Genomic DNA, 19,688 nt, shown 5'->3' on the forward strand with positions numbered 1-19,688 from the left:
CGTTGCTGATCAAAGCGTGATGATCGGCCGGCGAAGGGAGCAGCGGCAGCCGCTCAACGACGCCATCGCGGGCGATCTCCACGACGGCCTCAAGTCCCCTAGCGTGTTTCGAAATGGAGAGCCGCATACGTTCACCCTCCGGCGTGTCGACAATCTCCAGGAATCCGGTCGCCAATCGGGAACTCACCGTGAACGCAGCGGGTGCGTGGTGATGCCCCTGGCCGCGATGGCTGGTGGGCGCTTCGGCGGCTGCTTCGGCGATCTGGATGGTTGCCGTACCAAGCGCCGGAAGATGTGCGTGAAGCTCATTGCGAAGCGTGGCCACGATGACCTTGGCATCCGCGACGGGCTTGTCGCCGCTGACCGAGATCGTAACGTCGGCATGGAGCCGGTGACCGATCCAGCGAGCCTTCACGTCCGTCAGACTACCAATGCCCGCGACATGTTCTGCTGCGTGACGGATCTCGTCTGTGATCCCGGGCTCGACGCCGTCGAGGCTGCGGGTAATGATGGCGCGCGCCGACTGCCAGACGATGCCGAAGATCGCGATGGTGATCAGCAGGCCGATGATCGGATCGGCGAGCGGAAAGCCGAACCAGACCCCGACGGCGCCGGCGACGACGGCCAGGCTCGTCAGACCATCGGTGCGGGCGTGGTAGCCGTCGGCGATCAGCGCGGCGCTGTTCATCTGCCTGCCGACACGGATGCGGAACACCGCCACGGCTTCGTTGCCGATGAAACCGATAACGCCGGCCACGGCCACAGCCAGAAGCTGGGTGATCGGCTGCGGGTTCAGCAGGCGGTCGATCGCCTCATAGCCGGCGACGATGGCGCTGAAGAGAATGATCAGCACGATCACCATACCGGCAAGGTCCTCGACCCGGCCGAGGCCATAATTGAAGGTTTTCGACGGCTTCCGTCTGACCAGCGTGAAGGCGATCCACAGAGGAATTGCGGTGGCGGCATCACCGATATTGTGGATGGTGTCGGCCAGCAGCGCCACGCTTCCCGACGAGAAGACGACGGCAAGCTGCAGAGCCGCGGTGATGGCAAGAATGACGAACGACCACTTGATCGCCCAGATGCCGCGCTCGGACGAGGCGATGCTGGGATCGACGACGCCGTGCGTGTGACCATGGCCTCCGGCATCTCCATGCGAGTGGCCGTGCGAGCCGTGACTGTGGCCATGGGATTGACCGCCTTGGCCGAAACCGAACCATTCCCTGATGCTGGCGAACATTGCAGACCTTGATTGATTGTGCCGTTTACCTATCCCCCCGGAGGGGATGCGTCAAGTTGGTTTCTTGTGTGTGGATGCGAACAAGGTTATCGATTGCGGCATGATTCATCGCCGGGACAACAGATCGAGCATGCTCGCTTCCGCCCGAAAGCGCGGCCCATTTCTCTTTTGCTGAACAATCCCGTGTTTCCCGCGCAACTGGTAAAGGCAGGTTGAAAGCGTTGTATGGTGGAGGCCACGCGTCAGAAGCTGCCCACCGAAACCGCCGCGGGCGCCAAAATCATCGATCAGACAGGCCTAGGGGAAAAGCGTTCGGTCGCTCCTGCATCATCAGGGAGGTTCTGACTGGAGTTTGGCAACATTCCTAAAACCTCCCTGATGTCCTTTTAACAAGGATCAGGAGAATCTAGGCCGGATCGTTCCGAGGGAAAGCCGGACTTAAGTCCAGGTGGCGACGTCAGGACACGCTGCTCATATGTTATGCGAGGTAATGTGAAGGTCCGTGGAGGGGCGGACAGGAGGAGAATATGAAGTTCGGCCCCGATAACTACAATCACGAAGAGCGCTGCTCGCAAGGCCACAGTTCGGCGTCCACCATCGCGACAATCGAAGCAACCCTTTCCGCCGATCCCGATATCGACAGCAGTGCCATCGAGATCAGGATGCTCGGCCCTGTCGTCCTGCTCGAGGGCTTTATAACCAACGCCGCAGACCGCGACAAAGCCATCTCGCTTGCTGCGATGATCGTCGGCTGGGAGAACGTCCAGGATCGGATGCTGAGCCGTTTCCCCACGCAATAGCCAGGCGGATCCCGAGAGTGAGGAATAAGGTCGGACCCGCCCCGGCGTGACGTCCGACGTCTGGAACACTTCCTTCATCTTTCGGTCGACGACGACATCCCGGTATCGGCGATCGACGACGCCCAGGGCCGGCGCTTCGTGCTTCGTGCTTCGTCCGTCGTGAAGGTGTAGTCCTTTCGGGTGAGAGGCGGAACTGCCGAACCCTCAGGCGGGTTTGAAAACAGGTCGCTCGGCTGGTTTTCACCCCGAAAACCGCTGTCTCCTGTTAAGCCGGGCGGCCGCCCCGGCTTGCAGGTCGACGGTCCTCTTGATCGATGTTGCAGATCCTTCAAGAAGGACGACAGCTCAGCTGCTTCACCGATGCTTGCAGCGCCCGCGCCCGGTTTGCAAATCGATCACGGCATCGAGGCTATTTCCAAGAATTTATGCCAATATTCTCTTTTCCGTTCAATACGCTAACAGACTTCGGGCCTGTTTTATTCCAGGCCTCACATACCGCCTTGCCCGCGTCCCTTCCCCCCTTCCAGGTACGGCAGAACGTGTTGCCGGAAATGTGCCATACGCCGTCAATTGAGATTACATCTCCAGAATCGAGTTTAACCTGACCATGTGCGGTGCCATCCTTGAGTACAGAAAGCTCCCCACTGTAGCCCTCACTTGGGCCGCCCAGCGCAATCACCTTGCCGTCTGAAAGCAGAGCCTGAAGCTCTTTCCCTATCATCGCGGTAGCAGCAATAGCTTGCGTTCCGAGAAAAATTACGGATAGTACAGTTAGTATAGTTCTGTGCATTGGCCAACTTCTCCCATCTCTGCCAAGCACAGTTTCTATCCAACACATATGGACTACAAGTCATCTTTTGTAATTAGCTGCCAATCGCTTTGCCGTAATAGCGAAGCCGCACGATAATTTGATAGTTTTCAGCAGAAGTACGGGAAAAGTTAGTTCATAGATTATTGTTTTATTGAAAACTGGCGGGACAGGTGGAGAATATGAGGTTCGGCCCCGTTAACTACAATCACGAAGAGCGCTGCTCGCAAGGCCACAGTTCGGCGTCCACGATCGCCACAATCGAAGCAGCCCTTTCCGCCGATCCGGATATCGACAACAGTGCCATCGAGATCAGGATGCTCGGCCCTGTCGTCCTGCTCGAAGGCTTTATAAACAAGGCTGCAGACCGCGACAAAGCCATCTCGCTTGATGCGATGATCGTCGGCTGGGAGAACGTCGGCCCCGGCATGAAGACCCACGTCAGGGCGGCCAGGTTTGCGAAGCCGGCTCCTGTTTGATCAGGCCGTGCGTCTGACCATTCTCGCCACAGCGATGAGGATGCAGGCTCCGATGAAGCCCGCGATCAGATAACCCAGCCATCCGCCAAGGACGACGCCGAAGAGGGACAGGATAAAGTTGGCGACGATGGCGCCGACAATGCCGAGAAGGATGTTCATCAGCACGCCCATGTTGCTCTTCATGAGCATTTCAGCGAGCCAGCCGGCGATGCCGCCGATGACGATTGCGGCGATCCAGCCGATACCTGCACTTTCCATAGCAATTCCCCTTGTGAATGATGAGCGGCCGGCGCGGGCAATCACGTCTCGCAGATCCAGGCTAAACCGATTGCCAAGCGACAAGACTATAATCTTCGCCGCGCCAGTTGGTTCCATAACCCCCGCCCCAAGAGGTCGCGTGCCCTCCCCGATCGGTTTCAGGTCACTTGTCGGCCGCGGGCCAATCGTTTGCAGGCTCCTCTATGACGGCAACATCATCCTCCGCAGGGTCGGGATCGCGCTCAAGGGCTGCGCGCAGATTGCCGATCTCCTTGATGATCGTATCGAAAACGTCCTGCTGCCTGGCCCCGGCCACAACGCAGTCGTCGACGAGATGCTCCAGCTTGGCGCGAAGCCCGGCCTTCCAATTATTCTTGCTCATCACCTTCTCCTCCTCTGATCGTTCCTCACGGAGCATCGTCGCTCGCGTGTTCCACCGCCTTTGATGGGCGGGCGGCGGTTTCCGCGCTCAGGAGACAGCGATCGATGCGTGGCCCTGGTTGGCGGTTCGATCCTCGCGAAATCCTGTTCTGCGGGATGAGATCGCGGCGAACGGGTAAGGTGCTCTCCTGGCGTTTCCGCCCGCACCGAGAAATCGGAAAAACCGGTGCGTTCACCATCTCCGTCACGTCCGATTGGCACGCCACGACCTCGACGGATTAACCGATCACCGCAGCAACGGTTCCGCCCTGCCTGGACTCTTTGCATCCGTGACAGGGTCTCGCCTTCACCATTCTACGACGTTGCAAAAGTCAGGAAAACAAGTGTCGCTTTAATCGGGAATTTCGCCTTCCCGAACCGTTAGAATACGGTCGATAAGACCCCATTCCAATGCTTCTTCCGCCGTCATGAAGCGGTCGCGATCCATCCCGCGCTCAAAGTCTTCATAGGAGCGTCCGCAATGCTCCGCGTAGAGCCGCGTCATGCGCTGCTTGGTCTTCGAAATTTCTTCGGCATGAATCAGCATGTCGGAAGCCTGCCCCTGGAAGCCACCGGATGGCTGGTGAATGAGGATACTGGCATTGGGCAAAGCAGCTCTTCCGCCGGCTTCGCCGGCCATCAGCAGGAACGATCCCATGGAACGGGCTGTCCCCATGCAAAGCGTATGAACCGGCGCGCGGATAAAGCGCATGGTGTCGTACATGGCGAAGCCGCTGGTCACGACGCCGCCCGGAGAATTGATGTAAAGATTGATCGGCTTCTTTGGATTCTCGGCCTCAAGGAACAGCAACTGCGCGCAGACCAGAGCGGAAACGGTATCGTTGACCTCGCCGTTGAGGAAGATGATGCGTTCGCGCAGAAGGCGGGAGTAAATGTCAAAAGACCGCTCCCCTCTGCTGGATTGTTCTACGACCATAGGGACGAGTTGCATCGCTTCGCGCATCGGCGAACTCCAATCTTCCAGAAATTAAAGGGAGAGCTTGCCGCGTCAGGCGGCGAGCATGACGGGTGGACTGTTGCTGTTCGCGGCCGTTTTCGCCATCCGGTCAAGCCTGGCGTCGGTCAGCTCGTGGATAATGCGCAGGCGGGTGCCGCCGGTCGCGTTCGGGACGATCGTGAACGTGACCGTGCTTTCAAGGAAAGGTGGAGCATCGTCGCGCAGGCTATAACGGACTTCCTCGCCAGGTGTGATCGTGGCCGGGGTAGGATCGGCTAAAGCGTCTTTCGGCAACCAGTTTTCCCGAAATTCCGGAATGCTGATTGCACGCCAGACCTTTTGCGGCGGTTCATCCAGATCGAATTCCAGTTCGAAGCCGTCTTTCTGCTCCTTGGCCTTTCCATCGTTCATTGGTCCATATCCTTCAGCAAGACCTTGAGAGCTTCGATGCGGGCAGGCCAGTAGGCGCGATATTTCGCCAACCATTGTGCGATGAGAGCCAGCCCGTCCGGATCGACTTCGTAATTCACGAAACGCCCCTGCCGTTCTTCCCTCACGAGCTTTGCGCTCCGCAAAACCGAGAGGTGTTGCGACATTGCCGGCTGGCTGATCTCCATGCCCTCACGCAGGGCACTGGCGTTCATGCCGCCCGCCGCCAGCTTCTCGAAGATCGCGCGGCGGGTCGGGTCAGCCAAGGCTCGGAAGATGTCATTCTCGATCATGCCAACACATAAGCACACACTTATGCGATTCGCAAGTCTATTTCGCGATGGCTTATCCGTTGTCGCGCAACTCCCGACTTTTGCGACACTCCGGTCTTTCCGGAAAGCGTTCGAGGATCCTCGCCGCAAAACTCTGCCGGTTTCTTGAAGGCAGCGGCTCCGCATCGCGGCGTCCTCGATTGCCATGCCTGCGCCCTACGCTGCGAAGCCGCGCGTTCAAGACAAACCGGTTTCCTTCAGTGGTGCAATCTTCTCTATCTTTTCCGGCCTCAGCATCTGGGACCAAATCGGCCATCCGACGTTCAAATTCTGCCCGTAGGATACAGTAAACTACCTTCCTTGCGAGAGCGCGATGCCGTAGCGTCACCTTGGAGCAAGACCTTTGCCTTGGATTTTCAACAAGCAGCACCGACCACGACTTGCAGGCGGAGACTTCTATTGGGTGCGCCGGTTCTCGCCGCGGTTTCCTATGCCGGCGTCGCGCGCTGCACCTATCGGCGAGCTGTCTTGTACTGAGGGACCAACCGCGCGGGGACGGAGCCGCCCGTTTTGTCACGGCGCAGCGCGGAAATAACCAAGACATCTGCAGGGGACAACACGCCTAAAGATCCAACCACATCAATGGGAAGCACAGGAGGCTTGTGATGAAATCTCGCACGTTGTTGCTAACGTCATTTCTGATCTCAACCGGATTCTACATTGCGCCAATCCACGCGCAGACCATCACCGGCACCCCGGGCTCGCCCAGCGCCACGACAACCGTCGACGGGAGGTACCTTCCCAATCCGCCGGAGGCATTCGGCGGTGAGATCAATCTCAGCGCCAAGGACTCGAAGCCCTATTGGCCGCCGCAAATCGTGCCGCCCAAGGGCGCGCCGAACATCCTCCTGATCATGACCGACGATGCCGGGTATGGAGTCTCAGGCACTTTCGGCGGCGTCATACCGACACCGGCGCTCGACCGGATCGCGCAGTCGGGACTGCGCTACACGCAGTTCAACTCCACGGCGCTCTGCTCGCCGACACGGGCAGCGCTGATTACCGGACGCAATCATCATTCGAGCGGCTTCGGTGTTATTTCCGAGCAAGCCACGGGCTATCCGGGCTACGATTCGGTCCTCGGCGTCGAGAACGCTACGATCGGCAACATTCTGAAGCAGAACGGCTACGCCACGTCATGGTTCGGCAAGAACCACAACACGCCGTCTTTCCAGTACAGCAGCTCCGGACCTTTCGACCAATGGCCGTCCGGCATGGGTTTCGACTATTTTTATGGCTTCATGGGTGGCGACACCAACCAGTGGCAGCCCTATCTCTTCCAGGACCACACGCAGATTTTCCCCTGGGTTGGCAAGCCCGGCTACAACCTGATCACCGACGAGGCCGACAACGCGATCAACCACATCAAGCAGTTGAACGCGTCAGCGCCCGACAAGCCGTTTTTTGTCTACTATGTTCCCGGCGCCACGCATGCACCGCATCATCCGACGCCCGAATGGATTGAGAAGTTCAAGGGCAAGTTTGACAACGGCTGGAACACCATGCGTGACGAGATATTCGCCAACCAGAAGCGTCTCGGCGTCATCCCGCAGAATACGCTGCTGACCGCCTGGCCGGACGACCTGCCGAAATGGGAAACGCTCGACCCCGAGAGCAAGAAGCTCTTCGCCCGGCAAGCCGAGGTATTCGCCGCCTACGTGGCCTACTCCGACAACGAGATCGGTCGGGTGATCCAGGCGGTGGAGGACGTCGGCAAACTCGACAACACCCTCATCATCTACATCGAGGGCGACAATGGCACGAGCGCGGAAGGGAGCACGCTCGGCACGCCGAGTGAACTGATCACCATCGAGGGCCTGACAATTCCGGTTGCCGAGCAGATGAAGTTCTATGACGCGTGGGGTTCCGACCAGACCTACCCGCATATGTCGGTGGCCTGGTCATGGGCTTTCGACACGCCGTTCAAATGGACCAAGCAGGTCGCCTCGCATTTCGGCGGCACGCGGCAGGGCATGGCGATGTCGTGGCCGGCCCGCATCAAGGATGCCGGCGGCGTCCGCAACCAGTTCCACCATGTCATCGACATCGTGCCGACGATCCTCGAAGCCGTGGGCATTCCGGCGCCGGTGATGGTCAATGGTGTTGCCCAGAAGCCGATCGAAGGGGTGAGCATGGCCTATGCCTGGGACAAGGCTAACGCCGAAGCTCCTTCCGCTCGACAGACGCAGTACTTCGAAATGTTCGGCAACCGAGGCATCTACCACGCGGGCTGGTATGCATGCACAACCCCACCAGCCGCGCCCTGGCTGATGGGGCAGTCCGCGATGCCGGAAGTCGTCAACGGCTATAAATGGGAGCTCTATAATCTCGCCGAGGACTTCTCCCAGGCTAACGACCTCGCGGCGGTCAATCCCGACAAGCTGAACGAAATGCAGGAGCTATTCCTGCTGGAAGCCGCGAAGTACGGCGTGTTCCCGCTCGACAACTCTATCCTGGAGCGCCTCATGACACCCCGGCCAAGTGCGACCGCCGGACGGAACGTGTTCAGCTATTCGGGCGTCATCTCCGGTCTGCCCGGCAGTAACGCCCCGAACATCGTGAACAAGTCCTACACCATCACCGCGGAGATCGAAGTTCCGGCAGATGGCACCGAGGGCATGATCGTCACCACGGGTGGCAAATTTGCCGGCTACGGCCTCTATTTGCTCAAAGGCAAGCCGGTGTTTCTCTACAACTTCATGGATATGGAGCGGTTCCGTTGGGAGGGCTCCGACGTGCTGACACCGGGCAAGCACACCATCGTGTTCGACTTTAAGTCGGACGGACCAGGCATGGCCAAGGGTGGAAGCGGCGTTCTGACGGTGGACGGCGAGGAGGTTGCCAGCCAGAAAATCCCGCATACAGTCCCTGCCTTGATGCCGTGGGACGAGACATTCGATGTCGGCTTGGATACGCGCACCGGCGTCGAGGACAAGGACTATCAGGTTCCGTTCGAATTCACCGGAACCATCGACAAGCTGACCGTGCAGTTGAACTGAGTTGAGCTAATGGCGGCTCTGATGCGAACCAGGGCCGCCAATGGCGAGACTGCTGAAAGAGGGAAACTGAGTGCAAGCGCAAAGCCAGTATTGTTATGCTCCACTCAGACTGCAACGAACGCGATCTTGACGGAAGCAAAGTTCTGAGGCTTGCCGATCGTTGCAGTGGATTGGTCCGACCGACTGCTCTGGGTCGAAAGCAGACCCATCGCCCCATCATCATCCCCCATCATCATCCCCCCCTCATCATCCAATGGCGAAGGTAAACTGACGACCACCGATCCAGCCCGTGCCGCTTCCCTTCTCTCGCTTCGAACAGCGAGTAAGGAGAAGGAGCCACTTTCGCCGTTACTGCGGTGAACGTCCCTTCGCTCGACTTTGGCCCTTGGCAGATCACAAACGCTGCACCAGCAGGCCTGCCGCCAAGGCATGGAAAGCCTCGACCGCCTTTGGCAGCACGCTCTGCGGATCTTCGCTGGCGGCGATCCAGAGAGCCGCATTGAGAGCGGCGCCGCTCAGCAACCGGGCCGCCGCCTCCGGGTCAAGCGGCTTGAGGATGCCTTGGGCGATCAGGCGCCCCACAGTGCTCTTGGTCACCTGCAGGCAATTGTTCTGGCTCGGCCACTGCGAGGGATCCCCCAGCACCGCAGGTCCGTCGAGCAGGACGATGCGCTGGACTTCCGGATTGAGCGCCATCTCGATATAGGCGGCCCCCTCGGCGAGCAGGCCCTGCCAATCGTTGCCTGCGCCCGCCCCGATCTCCTGAGCGCGCACCGCCATCTCAGTGTCGATCTGATCGACCACCGCCGCCAGCAGCCCGCGCTTGTCCTGGAAGTTGTGGTAAAGCGCGCCCCGTGTCAGACCGACGTCGGCCGTCAGTTCATCCATCGACGCTGCGGAGTACCCCTTTTCCGCAAAAGCCTTTCGTGCCGCCGCGATCAATTTGACGCGGTTTTCCTGCATCGTTTCGCTGCGCTTCTTGACCATTCCATCTCTCAATTTCATATACGAAGCGTATATGGACTTGACATACGATGCGTACGCCCGCATATTTCACATACGAACCGTATACCAAATTTGGCGCGAGATGTGAAGCGTCACGCCGCGCTCATCGGTCGTTGTCAACAATGAAGAGAGATCAGAATGACCCAACGCGAACCAATCTTTCCCGCCAACCGGCACGCTCTTTACGAGGAGCATGGCTATTCCGCCGCGATCCGATCCGGCGATCTGCTGTTTGTGTCCGGACAGGTCGGCAGCCGTCCGGATGGAACACCCGAACCCGATTTCGAACGCCAGGTCCGGCTCGCCTTTGAAAACCTGAAGGCGACGCTGAGTGCCGCCGGATGCACGCTGGATGATATCGTTGACGTCACCAGCTTCCACACCGACCCCGAAAACCAGTTCGGAACGATCATGGCGGTCAAGCAGGAGATTTTCAGCAAGCCACCCTACCCGAATTGGACGGCCATCGGCGTCAACTGGCTCGCCGGCTTCGACTTCGAGATCAAGGTCATCGCCCGTATTCCGTGAAGTCACTGACATTGCCGGGGCCGCATCCGTCACCCGCACGACGTGCCGGCAGGAGAGCGGCCCCGCGCTGCCACCCCTAGGACATTTGACGGCAGCACAACTTTAGGAGTTAGAGGATTGGCCTCACACCGAGAGGCTTCCTTGAAGCGCGCCGTGGATCGTCGGTTACCCCACACCGTTACTGTCTGCTTACATTGCCCCGGCGCCGCAGAGAATGAGCCGCAGCGCGCCGCTCTGCCATATATTTAGAAAAATCAATTGCATATTCTCGGGGAACAAAGATCTCCTCTGCATGTTTTCACCGCACGGATCGTCATCTGATCCGCAAATGGAGGAAACATATATGAAGAAGATCGTCTTTGCGGCGGCAATTCTCGGCGCGTCTGCCATTGCAGCCTTTGCCCAAACCACACCGGCTCCATCCAAGGATGGAAATACACCTGCGGTTGCAACCACAGATACCAAAAATCCGACCGCTCCCGTTGAGGGCGCCAATAGCTTTACCGAAGCTCAGGCGAAGGATCGCATTGCGGATGCGGGCTACACCGACGTCAAGGATCTCAAGCTCGATGACAAGGGAATCTGGATGGCCTCCGGCATGAAGGACGGCAAAGCCGTCGCCATTGCCCTCGATTATCAAGGCAACATCGTCGCCAAGTAACCCCCAGGGAGAAACATGATGAGAACTGTAACCGGACTTTTCGACGACTACTCGGACGCTCGCTCCGCCGTCAGCAAATTGGAAGCGGCAGGCATTCCCTCAAACGACATCAGCATCGTCTCCAACAAGGCTGGCCGCATCGATCGCGACTCTGACGTTGGCGAGGATGCCGCGACCGGCGCCGGCATCGGCGCTGCCGTCGGTGGCGCTGGCGGCCTGCTCACCGGACTGGGCCTGATGGCCATTCCGGGTGTCGGGCCGGTGGTTGCCGCAGGCTGGCTTGCCGCGACTGCGGCCGGGGCTGTCGCCGGCGCCGTCGCTGGCGGTGCCGCCGGTGGCCTGATCGGCGCCCTCACCGACTCGGGCGTCCCGGAAGTCGATGCCCACCTCTATGCCGAAGGTGTCCGCCGTGGCGGCAGCTTGGTCACCGCCAAGGTCGACGACACCCGCGCGCCCGAGGCGCAGGCCATCCTCCAGGGTTCAAACTGGGTCGACCCGATCGAACGCCGGCGTGCCTATAACGAGCAGGGATGGACCCGGTTCGACGACGCGCTCGATCCTTATTCCCCTGAACAGATCGCGCAGGAGCGCGACCGGTATCGGCCGACCGCCATCTAACCGCCCTTGAGTTCAACCCTCCTTGCACGTCGCAAGGAGGGTTGAAGCGTTGATTTCACGCAGAGAAGCGGGCAAGACCATCCGCAAGACGCATCCGAGGTGGCACCAATTATCCGCGCCTTGCCGCCATCAAGAAGCAATACGATCCGACCAATTTCTTCCGATTGAACCAAAACATCAGGTCTGGATAATTCGGAATTCGGGGGGGGAACCGTGCGCAGTCGCTGGACGATCCTCCCGAACGAAATTCGTCATATGGAGACTTGAACATGGCCAGTGAAAACTTTCGGCAGCGGATAGCACAACGCGAGGATCTCCCGGCCCTGATTGCGCTCATGAACGCGGCGATCTCTGAACTCCAGAAGCCCTTTCTGGATGACGCTCAGATCCAATCCAGCCGCACCATCATGGGGCTGGATACACAACTTGTCGACGACGGGACTTACTTCCTCGTGGAGCACAACGGCGTTTTGGCAGGTTGCGGCGGTTGGAGCCGGCGCGCAACGATGTATGGTGGAGATCAGTCGCCTGGACGTGATGCAGCGCTGCTTGATCCTGCCAAGGATGCAGCACGCATCAGAGCCATGTACACCCATCCGGACTTTGTCCGGCGGGGGGTCGGCCGCCTGATCCTTGCGCTTTGTGAGCGTGCAGCCAAGGCCGAGGGCTTCGCCCGTGCCGAGCTGGCGGCTACCGCGGCCGGAGAGCCACTGTATCGCGCCTGCGGGTACCAACCCGTCAAGAAATTCTTCGACGAGCGTGGCGGGGCTCCGGTTCCTATCCTGCTTATGAGCAAGACGTTCTGACCTCCGGCCCAGCGTGAAGGAATGACCGATTTGGGGCCGTTAGCGGCCTGGCAGCTTTTTGGCTGCCGAGGAACGACAGCTGATGATCATCCCGCGGGGTTAAGGTCTGAGAACGGCCCACACCAGGCCCTCGCAGGCCCATTGCATGCTCTCCAGAATCAGGCTGGGACCAAGCCACGCACCACACGGAACATCATGGGAAATGACCGGGGTCCATCGGGCAAGCCAACCAGATACCCGGCACGAACATGCTGTTCGATCGAACCGCGGGCGTCGTCCGAAAGTGCCATCAATATGCCTGTGACGCTGCCCGGGCCGTCGGTGAACGTAGCCCAATAATCCGCGAAGGACGCATACTCGCAATCCACGACAACGGGAATCTCCGTCACGTCGACGAGGCCGATCTTCCGCCACAACGTCGCTTGACCATTAGGCCAGAAGAGCTGGCGCCCCGCCCGCATGGATCTCAGCCTGGCGAAGTCGGTCTCAAGCACGGCGCCGGTGTTAATGACGAGATCGAAGGCGGGCATGCCGCCCAAGAACTGAGTAACGGCGGACGCGACCACGCCACCTGGACGGGTCACGCGCTTCATCTCGGCAACTACCTGTTCAATTTCCGGGATAACGTCCAGGGCCAGCGTGGAAACGGCCGCATCGAAAAAGTTAGTGTCGAACCGCATGTGCCGGACATCGCCGTGTTCATAGGCGATATTGGGGTGGGATCGTCGACGGCGGGCTCCTTCCAGGTATCCCTCCGATGCGTCAACCCCGATCACCTGCGCTCCCGCCTCGGCCAGTGCTTTCGACAACACACCTGTCCCACATGCTACATCGAGCACGCGACTGCCCGGAGCAATATTGGCGCGTGTGAGAAATGGGCTTGCCAGATGTTCGCTCCAGCGCCCTATGAATGTCTCGTAGACGTCGGGATCAGCCCAATTATATCGTAGTTCTGCGGCTTCCATGTCTTGCCATCCTCTCTCGATCAAGAATGGACCGTAACACGGCCATTCGGGTCGCACGTATCGCCGTCACACCGGGCAATCCAGTGGAACCTTGTTAACGCTTCTCAAGAAAATATGACACAGCGGGATCCCCTGAAATCACACTGGCCTTCCCCTCGGGGGGCTCCGACGTGCCGCCTGGTTGGTTTGACTAGTGTGATCCGCGTAGATCGCACGGCGGGAGCTCGCTTCGCCCACTCACTGCAATCCTTCAGCCCGGCCCGTGGTCTAAAGGATCAATTGCCAGCCAGGAACTGCGGATCGCTGGACAACGTCCGCTATTAGCGCGAGAATCCCGTTGCTGAACGACTGCTAAGAGGGCGCAAAGCAGCCTTATCCTTCGATAACCAAAAAGTCCGCTCTTTGGGCAGAAGGTGGACCGACAGCTCCAGGGTTCAAACTGGGTCGACCCGATCGAACGTCGGCGTGCCTATAACGAGCAGGGATGGAGCCGGTTCGACGACACGCTCGATCCCTACGCCCCAGAGCAGATCGCGCAAGAGCGCGACCGCTATCGGCGGACCGCCTAACCGGCCTTGAGTTTCAACCTTCCTCGCACGTCGCTAGGAGGGTTGAAGCGTTGATCTCACGCATCAGCCGGTGCCTTGGACCTGCGATGACGCCTCCCGCAGCTGGCATTCGCGCCTGATCCCCCTCGCACGGTGAACAGTTGGCGGACGCGCTTAAAGGCGCATCTGCCAATAACAGAAAAGACCGCCTCATGACGGTCTCTTCATAGGCAATGTCCACGATATATCAGCGACGCTGGACGGCCGCTGCTGCCTTGCGGATGACATCGATGACCACGTCGGGTTGAGAGAGCATCGGCACGTGGCTGCTTTCCACCTCCGTCACCGTCGCGTTCATACGCTTGGAAACCCAGCGCTGAAGATCGGGGTGCACCGTGTGGTCCTGCGTCGCCAAGACGTACCAGCTTGGCTTGGACTTCCACGCGATCCCGTCGGCACCGAGCTTTTGCTGGTTGAACAGATCGGCAACCGGCGCATAGTGCGTGGCCCATACAAGCTTCTGCTCTTCCTCCGAGAGGTCTCCAGCGAAGAACTTGGTTCCGCTCGGCAGCATCCAGGCCCGACCGTCCGCTGCCTCAACGTGGTTGAAGATGTCCGAAGGATACTTGGCGAGCTGATCCTGCACGGTCTCGCCGACATCCGGGGCGACCGCGGCGATGTAAACCAGGCCAACGACACGCTCGTCGATGCCGGCGGCCGTGATCGTTGCGCCGCCGTAGGAATGCCCGACGAGGATGACGGGGCTGCCGACACGATTGAGCGTCCGCTTAACCGTAGCCACGTCCTCCTCGTAGGAGTCCAGGCCGTACTGGACGGCGATGACTTCGTGCCCGTCCGCCTGCAGTGCAGGGATGACTTTGCTGAAGCATGAGCCGTCGGCCCAAATGCCGTGGCAAAAAACGATGGTGGGTTTTAGTGATGTAGACATGATCCTGTTCCTTCTTGGGTTGGATAAATAATTCCGCTGGGGGGCAAGCGAGCCAACGGCTTCTTTCGAAGCTTTTGTGACCAGGCGATGTGCGCCAGGTCGAACTTGGTCGAACAGACGCAGTCCGCTCAGGAATGGGCCGCTCAGGAATGGGCCGCTCAGGAATGGGTCGTCGTTTCGCCGCTGTGGCGAGGTCGTTCCGGAATATGTTGTTTCGAATGATGCTTCGGCTTGGGACCGAATTATCAGTCAAAAGACGCGGCGGCGTTGGCGATGAAATCGGCAACGGCTTTCGGCTGTGAAAGCATAGGCAAGTGGCTTGCCTGAACAACCATGATCTCGGCACCCATACGTTCGGCGGAGTCCTGCTGTACCGCGGGCGGAACCGTGTGGTCGAGCGTTGTGACCATGTACCAGGAAGGCTTGGTGTGCCACGCGCTTTTTGAGATCTTCTCTAATGTACTGCGTGTTCCAAGCGGTCCCTGAGTGGCGTAGACAATATCGGCTTCTTCGGTCGGAAGATCCTGGCCCAGGTATTTGCGCACCCCGTCGCGGGTGAGCGTAACATGCGCGTCGCCCCAGGGCCTCAGTTCATTCACAACAGCCGCAGTCGCATAACCGCTCCACCAGTCGTCGACGGACTGGCCACTGTCCGGCGCAGCGCCGGCGATGTAGACGAGGCCCGCAACTCGGGTGTGGTTGCCCGCCTCGGTAATGACCGCGCCACCATAAGACTGTCCGACGAGGATGACCGGACCGTCCTGCATTTCAATGGCGCGATGAACAATTGCCACGTCATCAGAGAGAGAGCTCAACGAAATCTGAACGGCGATTGCATCAATGCTTCGCTCTGACAGTAACGGTATAACTTTATTCCAAGCATTACCGTCGAGGAAATATCCGTGCACAAGAATAACGTTTCTAATATTCACGTTTATATCTCCTGCCTTGATGTCGTCCGTTGGCAATACATATGAACCACTTCGGAGATCAGGTCATGGCATTTTATTGCTGCATATGGGATGTTATTGCTTAAATTGAAACAATAAGACGAAAAATCTGTTTTTTCGCTTGATAGGTATCGAAGTTATCTTGCGTTTATGGTAACTTATTGCCTAGTTTGTACATTATTGTTATATCTCTGACAAATGCCGGCGGCCCTGCGCGCGTGCGTATGCAGCAGGGGTACTCCCTACGACCTTTTTGAAACGTCGGGTCAGGTGGCTTTGATCGACAAACCCAAGCTTATCGGCAATATCGGCCAACGATATTTCGGCTGTCTCGATCAATGACTTCGCTTGCTCAATTCTGCATTGCTCGACGTATCGCGCAGGCGTCATGCCAATCTCAGCTTTAAAAACCCGGATGAAGTGAAAGCGGCTGAGACCGGTCCGCTTGGCGAGCGAGGCGAGGTCGGGAAAGTCGTGTGTTGTCCGCCCAAGATGCTCGATTACCCGTCGGATGGCTTCCCTGTCGCTGATTTCACCGGTGTGATCGGAAACTGTGTAAACACCATACGTTGTCACGAAATGCACGGTTAGCGCTTCGGCAAGGTGACGCAGCAGAGGCATCCGCCATTCAAAATCCGGCTTGCGCATCTCCTCGAGGATCGCGCCGCCGATGTACAGTGCAAACAAATCGTTGGCGTGAAGGATGGAACCCGTCTGATCATCCCGGCCTCGGAGGGGCTCACGCAACCGGGAGCCATCACTGAGTTGCTCCGGGTCGATACCGATCCGGAGCATCGGCGGGATAGCGCCTCCAAGCCGTGCTGGGCTACCGGCCGGGACGACAATCAGATCCCCTGCTCTGCAAGATACCTCGCGGGTCGCTATGTGCGTTTGAAAGCGGAATTGCCTTGATGATCCCAGCGCCACTAATACTGCATGATGATCACACGCAGGCACAACCAGTTCGACGCCGTGGCTCCCGTCTCTCACATCAAAGTGCAGGCCGCGAGAGGTAGACGACATGCCTGCCGTCGATATGGGCCAGCCGCCGAACTGGGCTCGGATTTCACCGATACCAGACAGCTCACTCTGGCCCTGAATCTTCATCTCTTTAGCTCCATATTTAGGCCAGAATGTCCTTGGCGTGATACCGCCGCAAGAATCATGCACCGTTACGAACCTGCTGCGCAACATTCAACTTTGCTGCAAAGCTCCGCCTTTTTAAGCGGCGCGATTGCAGTTGGGATCATGGCATAGGGGCGCGGAAATGCCTTGAGGAATACGAACATTCGTGGTCCTGCAAGGCGTCTGCCAGATCTGGCGTGACAGCTCCCGCTACACAGCAGAGAGTACGATACGGCCGTGATTGCCCTTTTCGCCAGACACGTGTCGGCATTGGCTTTGCTTGTTCGTCTTTACAAGATGGCTCCATTCGACGAGCCAAGGCGCAGAACGACAGGAGGCAGAAATGAACAGGGCAAAGGTTCGGTTGGAAGACCGGGGGCTGGTCGAATGCCCACGATGGCATGATGGCGAGCTGTGGTTCGCGGATTGGACAAGCGGTGAAATCCTCGCCTTGAGCGAGCACGGAACTGTCAGAGTGGCGACAACCGCGAAAGCCCCGCCCCTGTCATTCGACTTCGGACCACAGGGCGACATGTACGTCGTCGCGTCCAGGGCATCGCATTTGCTGCGGTTCAACGGGTCCGGACTGGAAGAGTTCGCCGAGTTGGGAGCCAATGGCTGGAACGAGATCGTGATCGATCCGCACGGCCGGATCTACGTCAACGGCCCCGCGATCCTGCTGATACATCCAGACGGGACGGTCGAAACACAAGCGGAAGGCTTTCAGTTTCCGAACGGAATGGCTCTCTCTGCGGACGGGCGCACACTGGTTTGCGCCGAAAGCTGGGCGAAACGGCTGACATCGTTTGATGTCGCCGCCGACGGGCAACTTTCCCGTCGACGGGTTTGGGCCGATCTTCCCGGGCCGCCCGATGGCATATGCTTCGACGCTGAAGGCGCGATCTGGTACGCCGACGTCCCCAATGCTTACTGCCGCAGGGTTCGTGAAGGCGGCGAGCTCCTCGATGAAGTGAAGCTCGATCGCGGCGCATTCGCCTGCATGCTGGGTGGACCTGATCGAACCACCCTATACATAACTGCCGCCAGATGGTTCGGGATGGACAAGATGGACCAGATGGGCGGAACTGGCCAGCTCTTGTCCGTCGAGGTCGAGACAGCCGGGGCGGGATGGCCTCACGGGTAGAGCCTTTCCGGGTTAGATTGAAGCATTCTGTTGGCTAGTGGCCGACTGCAGCCAGTCGCGGCCGCCAAAGCATGCTTAAATCTTCATTGCTCTTGCTGCCTGTTCCAAATTCGCCCGCGCAATCGCGCGATGAAACGGTGCTATCATCGCAAGATAGATACGCCCCAGTCGATTATGGCAATGCACCACCGTACCCACGACCAACTCGCGCCCATTTGCTGCATCGGTGCGAAGTTGGATCGTGACGCGGAAGTCGAGATGCGCGTCATCCTCACCCACGACCAACTCCGTCGCGCTCTTTGACAGCAGCGGGAAGTAGCCGATGACCGGCCCACGCCCCGCTGCGGCAAGACCGATGGCGCGCGACGATTTGATGCCGACTGTCGCCATCACCACATCGCGGATACGAGTGAGCGCACGAATCCACCCCGCCGGTCGCTCGAAGCCGGCGCGTGCCAACACCTCCAGATCATCGCTTGCCCCCGCCGGCAGTCGAATTGCAAACGCGTCTAAAAGGTCCGCGCCGGCGTAAAGCGGCGCAAGCACGCTGTTGCCAGGCATGGGCACGGCGCGCGCTTTGGTCATGCGTTTGGGTCCCGGATGCTGGAGTGGGGCGTAGCAATCGTGCAAGCAGGGCAAATCAAGATGTCTCTCCTCGACAGCCACCATCGAAAGCGCCGTGGCCTGGATATTCGTCGCTCATATCCGCCGCCTCACAAGGAGATCGATACGAACGTGAAATACCGCACGCATTTCTAGTCAGACTCTAACGTATCACTTCTTTCCAAGGAACGGCGGGAAACTCCTGGCGCCCGGTTGCGGCGGAAAGCCGCTCCCCCACCCATCACCTTACCAATCCGTAAGTTGTGGCCACGCCGTCCCCTCGGCTAAATCTCGCCATCCAGGCATGCCGGGAACGATCGGGCTGATGCGAATCCTGCTTATCGAAGACGACCGGAAAACATCCGATTATATCGCCAAGGGCTTCTCCGAGGCCGGGCATGTCTGTGACGTGTTCGGCGACGGCCGCGATGGGCTGTTTCAGGCGCAGCGCGAAGCCTATGACGTCATCGTCGTCGATCGCATGCTGCCGGGTCTCGATGGCCTGGCGATCGTGCGTTCACTGAGGGCTGCCAAGGTCGGCACATCGGCGCTGTTCCTGACATCGATCGGCGGCGTCGACGATCGGGTCGAGGGGCTGGAAGCGGGCGGCGACGATTATCTCGTCAAACCCTTTGCCTTCTCCGAGCTGATGGCGCGCGTCAATGCGCTTGGCCGGCGGCCGCCGGTGCAGGAGCAGCGGACGGTGTTGAAGGTTGCCGATCTCGAGCTCGATCTGATCCGGCGGGAGGCTCGCCGCGCCCGCCAGGTGATCGAGCTGCAGCCGCGCGAATTCACCCTGCTCGAGGTGCTGATGCGCGGCGAAGGCCGGGTCATCACCAAGACGATGCTGCTGGAGCGGGTCTGGGATTTCCACTTCGATCCGAAGACCAGCGTCGTCGAGACCCATATCAGCCGTCTCAGGGCCAAGGTCGACAAGCCGTTCCAGATCCAGCTTCTGCACACGGTCCGCAACACCGGATACAGCCTGCATGCGCCTCGCTAGAACAGGAAAATCTCAAATCCTGTTCGCAATTTAAAGAGTAAGAGCATGATGTCGTCCGAA

The 19,688-nt window shown here is 59.1% G+C and carries 24 protein-coding genes; 11 read left to right on the forward strand and 13 right to left on the reverse strand.

Features of this window, described 5'->3' with window-relative positions; translation table 11 throughout:
- Nucleotides 1–1,240: cation diffusion facilitator family transporter (locus tag C3Y91_RS29285; RefSeq protein WP_168576109.1), on the reverse strand; the 1,240-nt coding region annotated here is incomplete at its 3' end.
- Between the two features lie 527 nt (nucleotides 1,241–1,767).
- Between C3Y91_RS29285 and C3Y91_RS29290 the strand changes: the two genes are divergently transcribed.
- On the forward strand, nucleotides 1,768–2,040 hold the full coding sequence (locus tag C3Y91_RS29290; RefSeq protein WP_024323401.1) for a BON domain-containing protein: 273 nt from the start codon (nucleotides 1,768–1,770) through the stop codon (nucleotides 2,038–2,040).
- Nucleotides 2,041–2,449: 409 nt separating this feature from the next.
- Here the strand turns inward: C3Y91_RS29290 and C3Y91_RS29295 are convergent, their stop codons facing one another.
- Nucleotides 2,450–2,830: a hypothetical protein gene (locus C3Y91_RS29295; protein WP_024323402.1), complete on the reverse strand. Its 381-nt coding sequence runs from the start codon at nucleotides 2,828–2,830 to the stop codon at nucleotides 2,450–2,452.
- A gap of 200 nt (nucleotides 2,831–3,030) precedes the next feature.
- On the opposite strand from C3Y91_RS29295, the gene C3Y91_RS29300 reads away from it, so the two are divergent.
- Entirely contained in the window at nucleotides 3,031–3,327 is a 297-nt protein-coding gene (locus tag C3Y91_RS29300; protein WP_075225336.1) for a BON domain-containing protein, read from the forward strand.
- Here the strand turns inward: C3Y91_RS29300 and C3Y91_RS29305 are convergent, their stop codons facing one another.
- From C3Y91_RS29305 to C3Y91_RS29325, 5 genes are all read right to left on the reverse strand, one after another.
- Nucleotides 3,328–3,585, reverse strand: a complete 258-nt coding sequence (locus tag C3Y91_RS29305; protein ID WP_018068449.1) for a GlsB/YeaQ/YmgE family stress response membrane protein — start codon at nucleotides 3,583–3,585, stop codon at nucleotides 3,328–3,330.
- Nucleotides 3,586–3,748: 163 nt separating this feature from the next.
- Entirely contained in the window at nucleotides 3,749–3,967 is a 219-nt protein-coding gene (locus C3Y91_RS29310; RefSeq protein WP_024323404.1) for a hypothetical protein, read from the reverse strand.
- Between the two features lie 390 nt (nucleotides 3,968–4,357).
- Nucleotides 4,358–4,969, reverse strand: coding sequence for an ATP-dependent Clp protease proteolytic subunit (locus tag C3Y91_RS29315; RefSeq protein WP_018485617.1), 612 nt, complete (start codon nucleotides 4,967–4,969; stop codon nucleotides 4,358–4,360).
- A 45-nt stretch (nucleotides 4,970–5,014) separates the two neighbouring features.
- Nucleotides 5,015–5,374: an SRPBCC family protein gene (locus C3Y91_RS29320; RefSeq protein WP_024323405.1), complete on the reverse strand. Its 360-nt coding sequence runs from the start codon at nucleotides 5,372–5,374 to the stop codon at nucleotides 5,015–5,017.
- The gene (locus C3Y91_RS29325) at nucleotides 5,371–5,685 is read right to left on the reverse strand and encodes an ArsR/SmtB family transcription factor (protein ID WP_003557361.1); all 315 of its coding nucleotides are present in this window, start codon (nucleotides 5,683–5,685) and stop codon (nucleotides 5,371–5,373) included. Before C3Y91_RS29325 ends, C3Y91_RS29320 begins: the two co-directional genes overlap by 4 nt.
- 644 nt (nucleotides 5,686–6,329) lie before the next feature.
- Between C3Y91_RS29325 and C3Y91_RS29330 the strand changes: the two genes are divergently transcribed.
- Nucleotides 6,330–8,723: an arylsulfatase gene (locus tag C3Y91_RS29330; protein ID WP_168576110.1), complete on the forward strand. Its 2,394-nt coding sequence runs from the start codon at nucleotides 6,330–6,332 to the stop codon at nucleotides 8,721–8,723.
- Between the two features lie 393 nt (nucleotides 8,724–9,116).
- On the opposite strand, the gene C3Y91_RS29335 is transcribed toward C3Y91_RS29330, so the two are convergent.
- Complete coding sequence (locus C3Y91_RS29335) at nucleotides 9,117–9,710, reverse strand: TetR family C-terminal domain-containing protein (RefSeq protein WP_498370389.1); 594 nt, start codon at nucleotides 9,708–9,710, stop codon at nucleotides 9,117–9,119.
- Between the two features lie 156 nt (nucleotides 9,711–9,866).
- Here C3Y91_RS29335 and C3Y91_RS29340 point away from each other — a divergent pair, with 156 nt between their 5' ends.
- The 5 genes from C3Y91_RS29340 to C3Y91_RS29360 all read left to right on the forward strand — a co-directional run bounded on the left by C3Y91_RS29340 (nucleotide 9,867) and on the right by C3Y91_RS29360 (nucleotide 12,341).
- Entirely contained in the window at nucleotides 9,867–10,256 is a 390-nt protein-coding gene (locus tag C3Y91_RS29340) for a RidA family protein (RefSeq protein ID WP_168576111.1), read from the forward strand.
- Nucleotides 10,257–10,599: 343 nt separating this feature from the next.
- The gene (locus tag C3Y91_RS29345; RefSeq protein WP_131712538.1) at nucleotides 10,600–10,917 is read left to right on the forward strand and encodes a PepSY domain-containing protein; all 318 of its coding nucleotides are present in this window, start codon (nucleotides 10,600–10,602) and stop codon (nucleotides 10,915–10,917) included.
- Between the two features lie 18 nt (nucleotides 10,918–10,935).
- Nucleotides 10,936–11,535 (forward strand): general stress protein, encoded by a 600-nt coding sequence (locus tag C3Y91_RS29350; protein WP_168576112.1) that lies wholly within the window; start codon nucleotides 10,936–10,938, stop codon nucleotides 11,533–11,535.
- A 92-nt stretch (nucleotides 11,536–11,627) separates the two neighbouring features.
- The gene (locus C3Y91_RS38200) at nucleotides 11,628–11,726 is read left to right on the forward strand and encodes a BBE domain-containing protein (protein ID WP_210271246.1); all 99 of its coding nucleotides are present in this window, start codon (nucleotides 11,628–11,630) and stop codon (nucleotides 11,724–11,726) included.
- A 78-nt stretch (nucleotides 11,727–11,804) separates the two neighbouring features.
- Nucleotides 11,805–12,341, forward strand: coding sequence for a GNAT family N-acetyltransferase (locus tag C3Y91_RS29360; RefSeq protein ID WP_018068462.1), 537 nt, complete (start codon nucleotides 11,805–11,807; stop codon nucleotides 12,339–12,341).
- A gap of 158 nt (nucleotides 12,342–12,499) precedes the next feature.
- Here C3Y91_RS29360 and C3Y91_RS29365 read toward each other — a convergent pair whose 3' ends face one another.
- The gene (locus C3Y91_RS29365; protein WP_131612630.1) at nucleotides 12,500–13,306 is read right to left on the reverse strand and encodes a class I SAM-dependent methyltransferase; all 807 of its coding nucleotides are present in this window, start codon (nucleotides 13,304–13,306) and stop codon (nucleotides 12,500–12,502) included.
- A gap of 413 nt (nucleotides 13,307–13,719) precedes the next feature.
- Between C3Y91_RS29365 and C3Y91_RS29370 the strand changes: the two genes are divergently transcribed.
- The gene (locus C3Y91_RS29370) at nucleotides 13,720–13,875 is read left to right on the forward strand and encodes a hypothetical protein (protein WP_018068464.1); all 156 of its coding nucleotides are present in this window, start codon (nucleotides 13,720–13,722) and stop codon (nucleotides 13,873–13,875) included.
- A gap of 226 nt (nucleotides 13,876–14,101) precedes the next feature.
- Here the strand turns inward: C3Y91_RS29370 and C3Y91_RS29375 are convergent, their stop codons facing one another.
- From C3Y91_RS29375 to C3Y91_RS29385, 3 genes are all read right to left on the reverse strand, one after another.
- Complete coding sequence (locus C3Y91_RS29375; protein ID WP_130797652.1) at nucleotides 14,102–14,803, reverse strand: alpha/beta fold hydrolase; 702 nt, start codon at nucleotides 14,801–14,803, stop codon at nucleotides 14,102–14,104.
- Nucleotides 14,804–15,048: 245 nt separating this feature from the next.
- On the reverse strand, nucleotides 15,049–15,735 hold the full coding sequence (locus C3Y91_RS29380) for an alpha/beta fold hydrolase (RefSeq protein ID WP_168576113.1): 687 nt from the start codon (nucleotides 15,733–15,735) through the stop codon (nucleotides 15,049–15,051).
- 201 nt (nucleotides 15,736–15,936) lie between these two features.
- Nucleotides 15,937–16,860 carry a helix-turn-helix transcriptional regulator gene (locus C3Y91_RS29385; protein WP_246733187.1) on the reverse strand — a complete coding sequence of 308 codons (924 nt, stop codon included), beginning with the start codon at nucleotides 16,858–16,860 and terminating at the stop codon, nucleotides 15,937–15,939.
- Between the two features lie 361 nt (nucleotides 16,861–17,221).
- Here C3Y91_RS29385 and C3Y91_RS29390 point away from each other — a divergent pair, with 361 nt between their 5' ends.
- A complete protein-coding gene (locus C3Y91_RS29390) occupies nucleotides 17,222–18,022 on the forward strand; it encodes an SMP-30/gluconolactonase/LRE family protein (RefSeq protein WP_168252023.1) in 801 nt (266 codons plus the stop codon).
- Between the two features lie 75 nt (nucleotides 18,023–18,097).
- On the opposite strand, the gene C3Y91_RS29395 is transcribed toward C3Y91_RS29390, so the two are convergent.
- A complete protein-coding gene (locus C3Y91_RS29395; protein ID WP_130666783.1) occupies nucleotides 18,098–18,607 on the reverse strand; it encodes a DUF2867 domain-containing protein in 510 nt (169 codons plus the stop codon).
- Nucleotides 18,608–18,950: 343 nt separating this feature from the next.
- Between C3Y91_RS29395 and C3Y91_RS29400 the strand changes: the two genes are divergently transcribed.
- Nucleotides 18,951–19,628, forward strand: a complete 678-nt coding sequence (locus C3Y91_RS29400; protein WP_130672148.1) for a winged helix-turn-helix domain-containing protein — start codon at nucleotides 18,951–18,953, stop codon at nucleotides 19,626–19,628.
- Nucleotides 19,629–19,688 lie beyond the last annotated feature (60 nt).

Source organism: Rhizobium ruizarguesonis (genome assembly GCF_012349115.1).
Lineage (GTDB): Bacteria > Pseudomonadota > Alphaproteobacteria > Rhizobiales > Rhizobiaceae > Rhizobium > Rhizobium ruizarguesonis.

What these genes read in the sequence shown, in the direction of transcription:
- C3Y91_RS29290 (WP_024323401.1), top strand. Translation starts at nt 1,768, where the DNA reads ATGAAGTTCGGCCCCGATAACTACAATCACGAAGAGCGCTGCTCGCAA.
- C3Y91_RS29295 (WP_024323402.1), bottom strand. Translation starts at nt 2,830, where the DNA reads ATGCACAGAACTATACTAACTGTACTATCCGTAATTTTTCTCGGAACG.
- C3Y91_RS29300 (WP_075225336.1), top strand. Translation starts at nt 3,031, where the DNA reads ATGAGGTTCGGCCCCGTTAACTACAATCACGAAGAGCGCTGCTCGCAA.
- C3Y91_RS29305 (WP_018068449.1), bottom strand. Translation starts at nt 3,585, where the DNA reads ATGGAAAGTGCAGGTATCGGCTGGATCGCCGCAATCGTCATCGGCGGC.
- C3Y91_RS29310 (WP_024323404.1), bottom strand. Translation starts at nt 3,967, where the DNA reads ATGAGCAAGAATAATTGGAAGGCCGGGCTTCGCGCCAAGCTGGAGCAT.
- C3Y91_RS29315 (WP_018485617.1), bottom strand. Translation starts at nt 4,969, where the DNA reads ATGCGCGAAGCGATGCAACTCGTCCCTATGGTCGTAGAACAATCCAGC.
- C3Y91_RS29320 (WP_024323405.1), bottom strand. Translation starts at nt 5,374, where the DNA reads ATGAACGATGGAAAGGCCAAGGAGCAGAAAGACGGCTTCGAACTGGAA.
- C3Y91_RS29325 (WP_003557361.1), bottom strand. Translation starts at nt 5,685, where the DNA reads ATGATCGAGAATGACATCTTCCGAGCCTTGGCTGACCCGACCCGCCGC.
- C3Y91_RS29330 (WP_168576110.1), top strand. Translation starts at nt 6,330, where the DNA reads ATGAAATCTCGCACGTTGTTGCTAACGTCATTTCTGATCTCAACCGGA.
- C3Y91_RS29335 (WP_498370389.1), bottom strand. Translation starts at nt 9,710, where the DNA reads ATGGTCAAGAAGCGCAGCGAAACGATGCAGGAAAACCGCGTCAAATTG.
- C3Y91_RS29340 (WP_168576111.1), top strand. Translation starts at nt 9,867, where the DNA reads ATGACCCAACGCGAACCAATCTTTCCCGCCAACCGGCACGCTCTTTAC.
- C3Y91_RS29345 (WP_131712538.1), top strand. Translation starts at nt 10,600, where the DNA reads ATGAAGAAGATCGTCTTTGCGGCGGCAATTCTCGGCGCGTCTGCCATT.
- C3Y91_RS29350 (WP_168576112.1), top strand. Translation starts at nt 10,936, where the DNA reads ATGAGAACTGTAACCGGACTTTTCGACGACTACTCGGACGCTCGCTCC.
- C3Y91_RS29360 (WP_018068462.1), top strand. Translation starts at nt 11,805, where the DNA reads ATGGCCAGTGAAAACTTTCGGCAGCGGATAGCACAACGCGAGGATCTC.
- C3Y91_RS29365 (WP_131612630.1), bottom strand. Translation starts at nt 13,306, where the DNA reads ATGGAAGCCGCAGAACTACGATATAATTGGGCTGATCCCGACGTCTAC.
- C3Y91_RS29375 (WP_130797652.1), bottom strand. Translation starts at nt 14,803, where the DNA reads ATGTCTACATCACTAAAACCCACCATCGTTTTTTGCCACGGCATTTGG.
- C3Y91_RS29385 (WP_246733187.1), bottom strand. Translation starts at nt 16,860, where the DNA reads ATGAAGATTCAGGGCCAGAGTGAGCTGTCTGGTATCGGTGAAATCCGA.
- C3Y91_RS29390 (WP_168252023.1), top strand. Translation starts at nt 17,222, where the DNA reads ATGAACAGGGCAAAGGTTCGGTTGGAAGACCGGGGGCTGGTCGAATGC.
- C3Y91_RS29395 (WP_130666783.1), bottom strand. Translation starts at nt 18,607, where the DNA reads ATGACCAAAGCGCGCGCCGTGCCCATGCCTGGCAACAGCGTGCTTGCG.
- C3Y91_RS29400 (WP_130672148.1), top strand. Translation starts at nt 18,951, where the DNA reads ATGCGAATCCTGCTTATCGAAGACGACCGGAAAACATCCGATTATATC.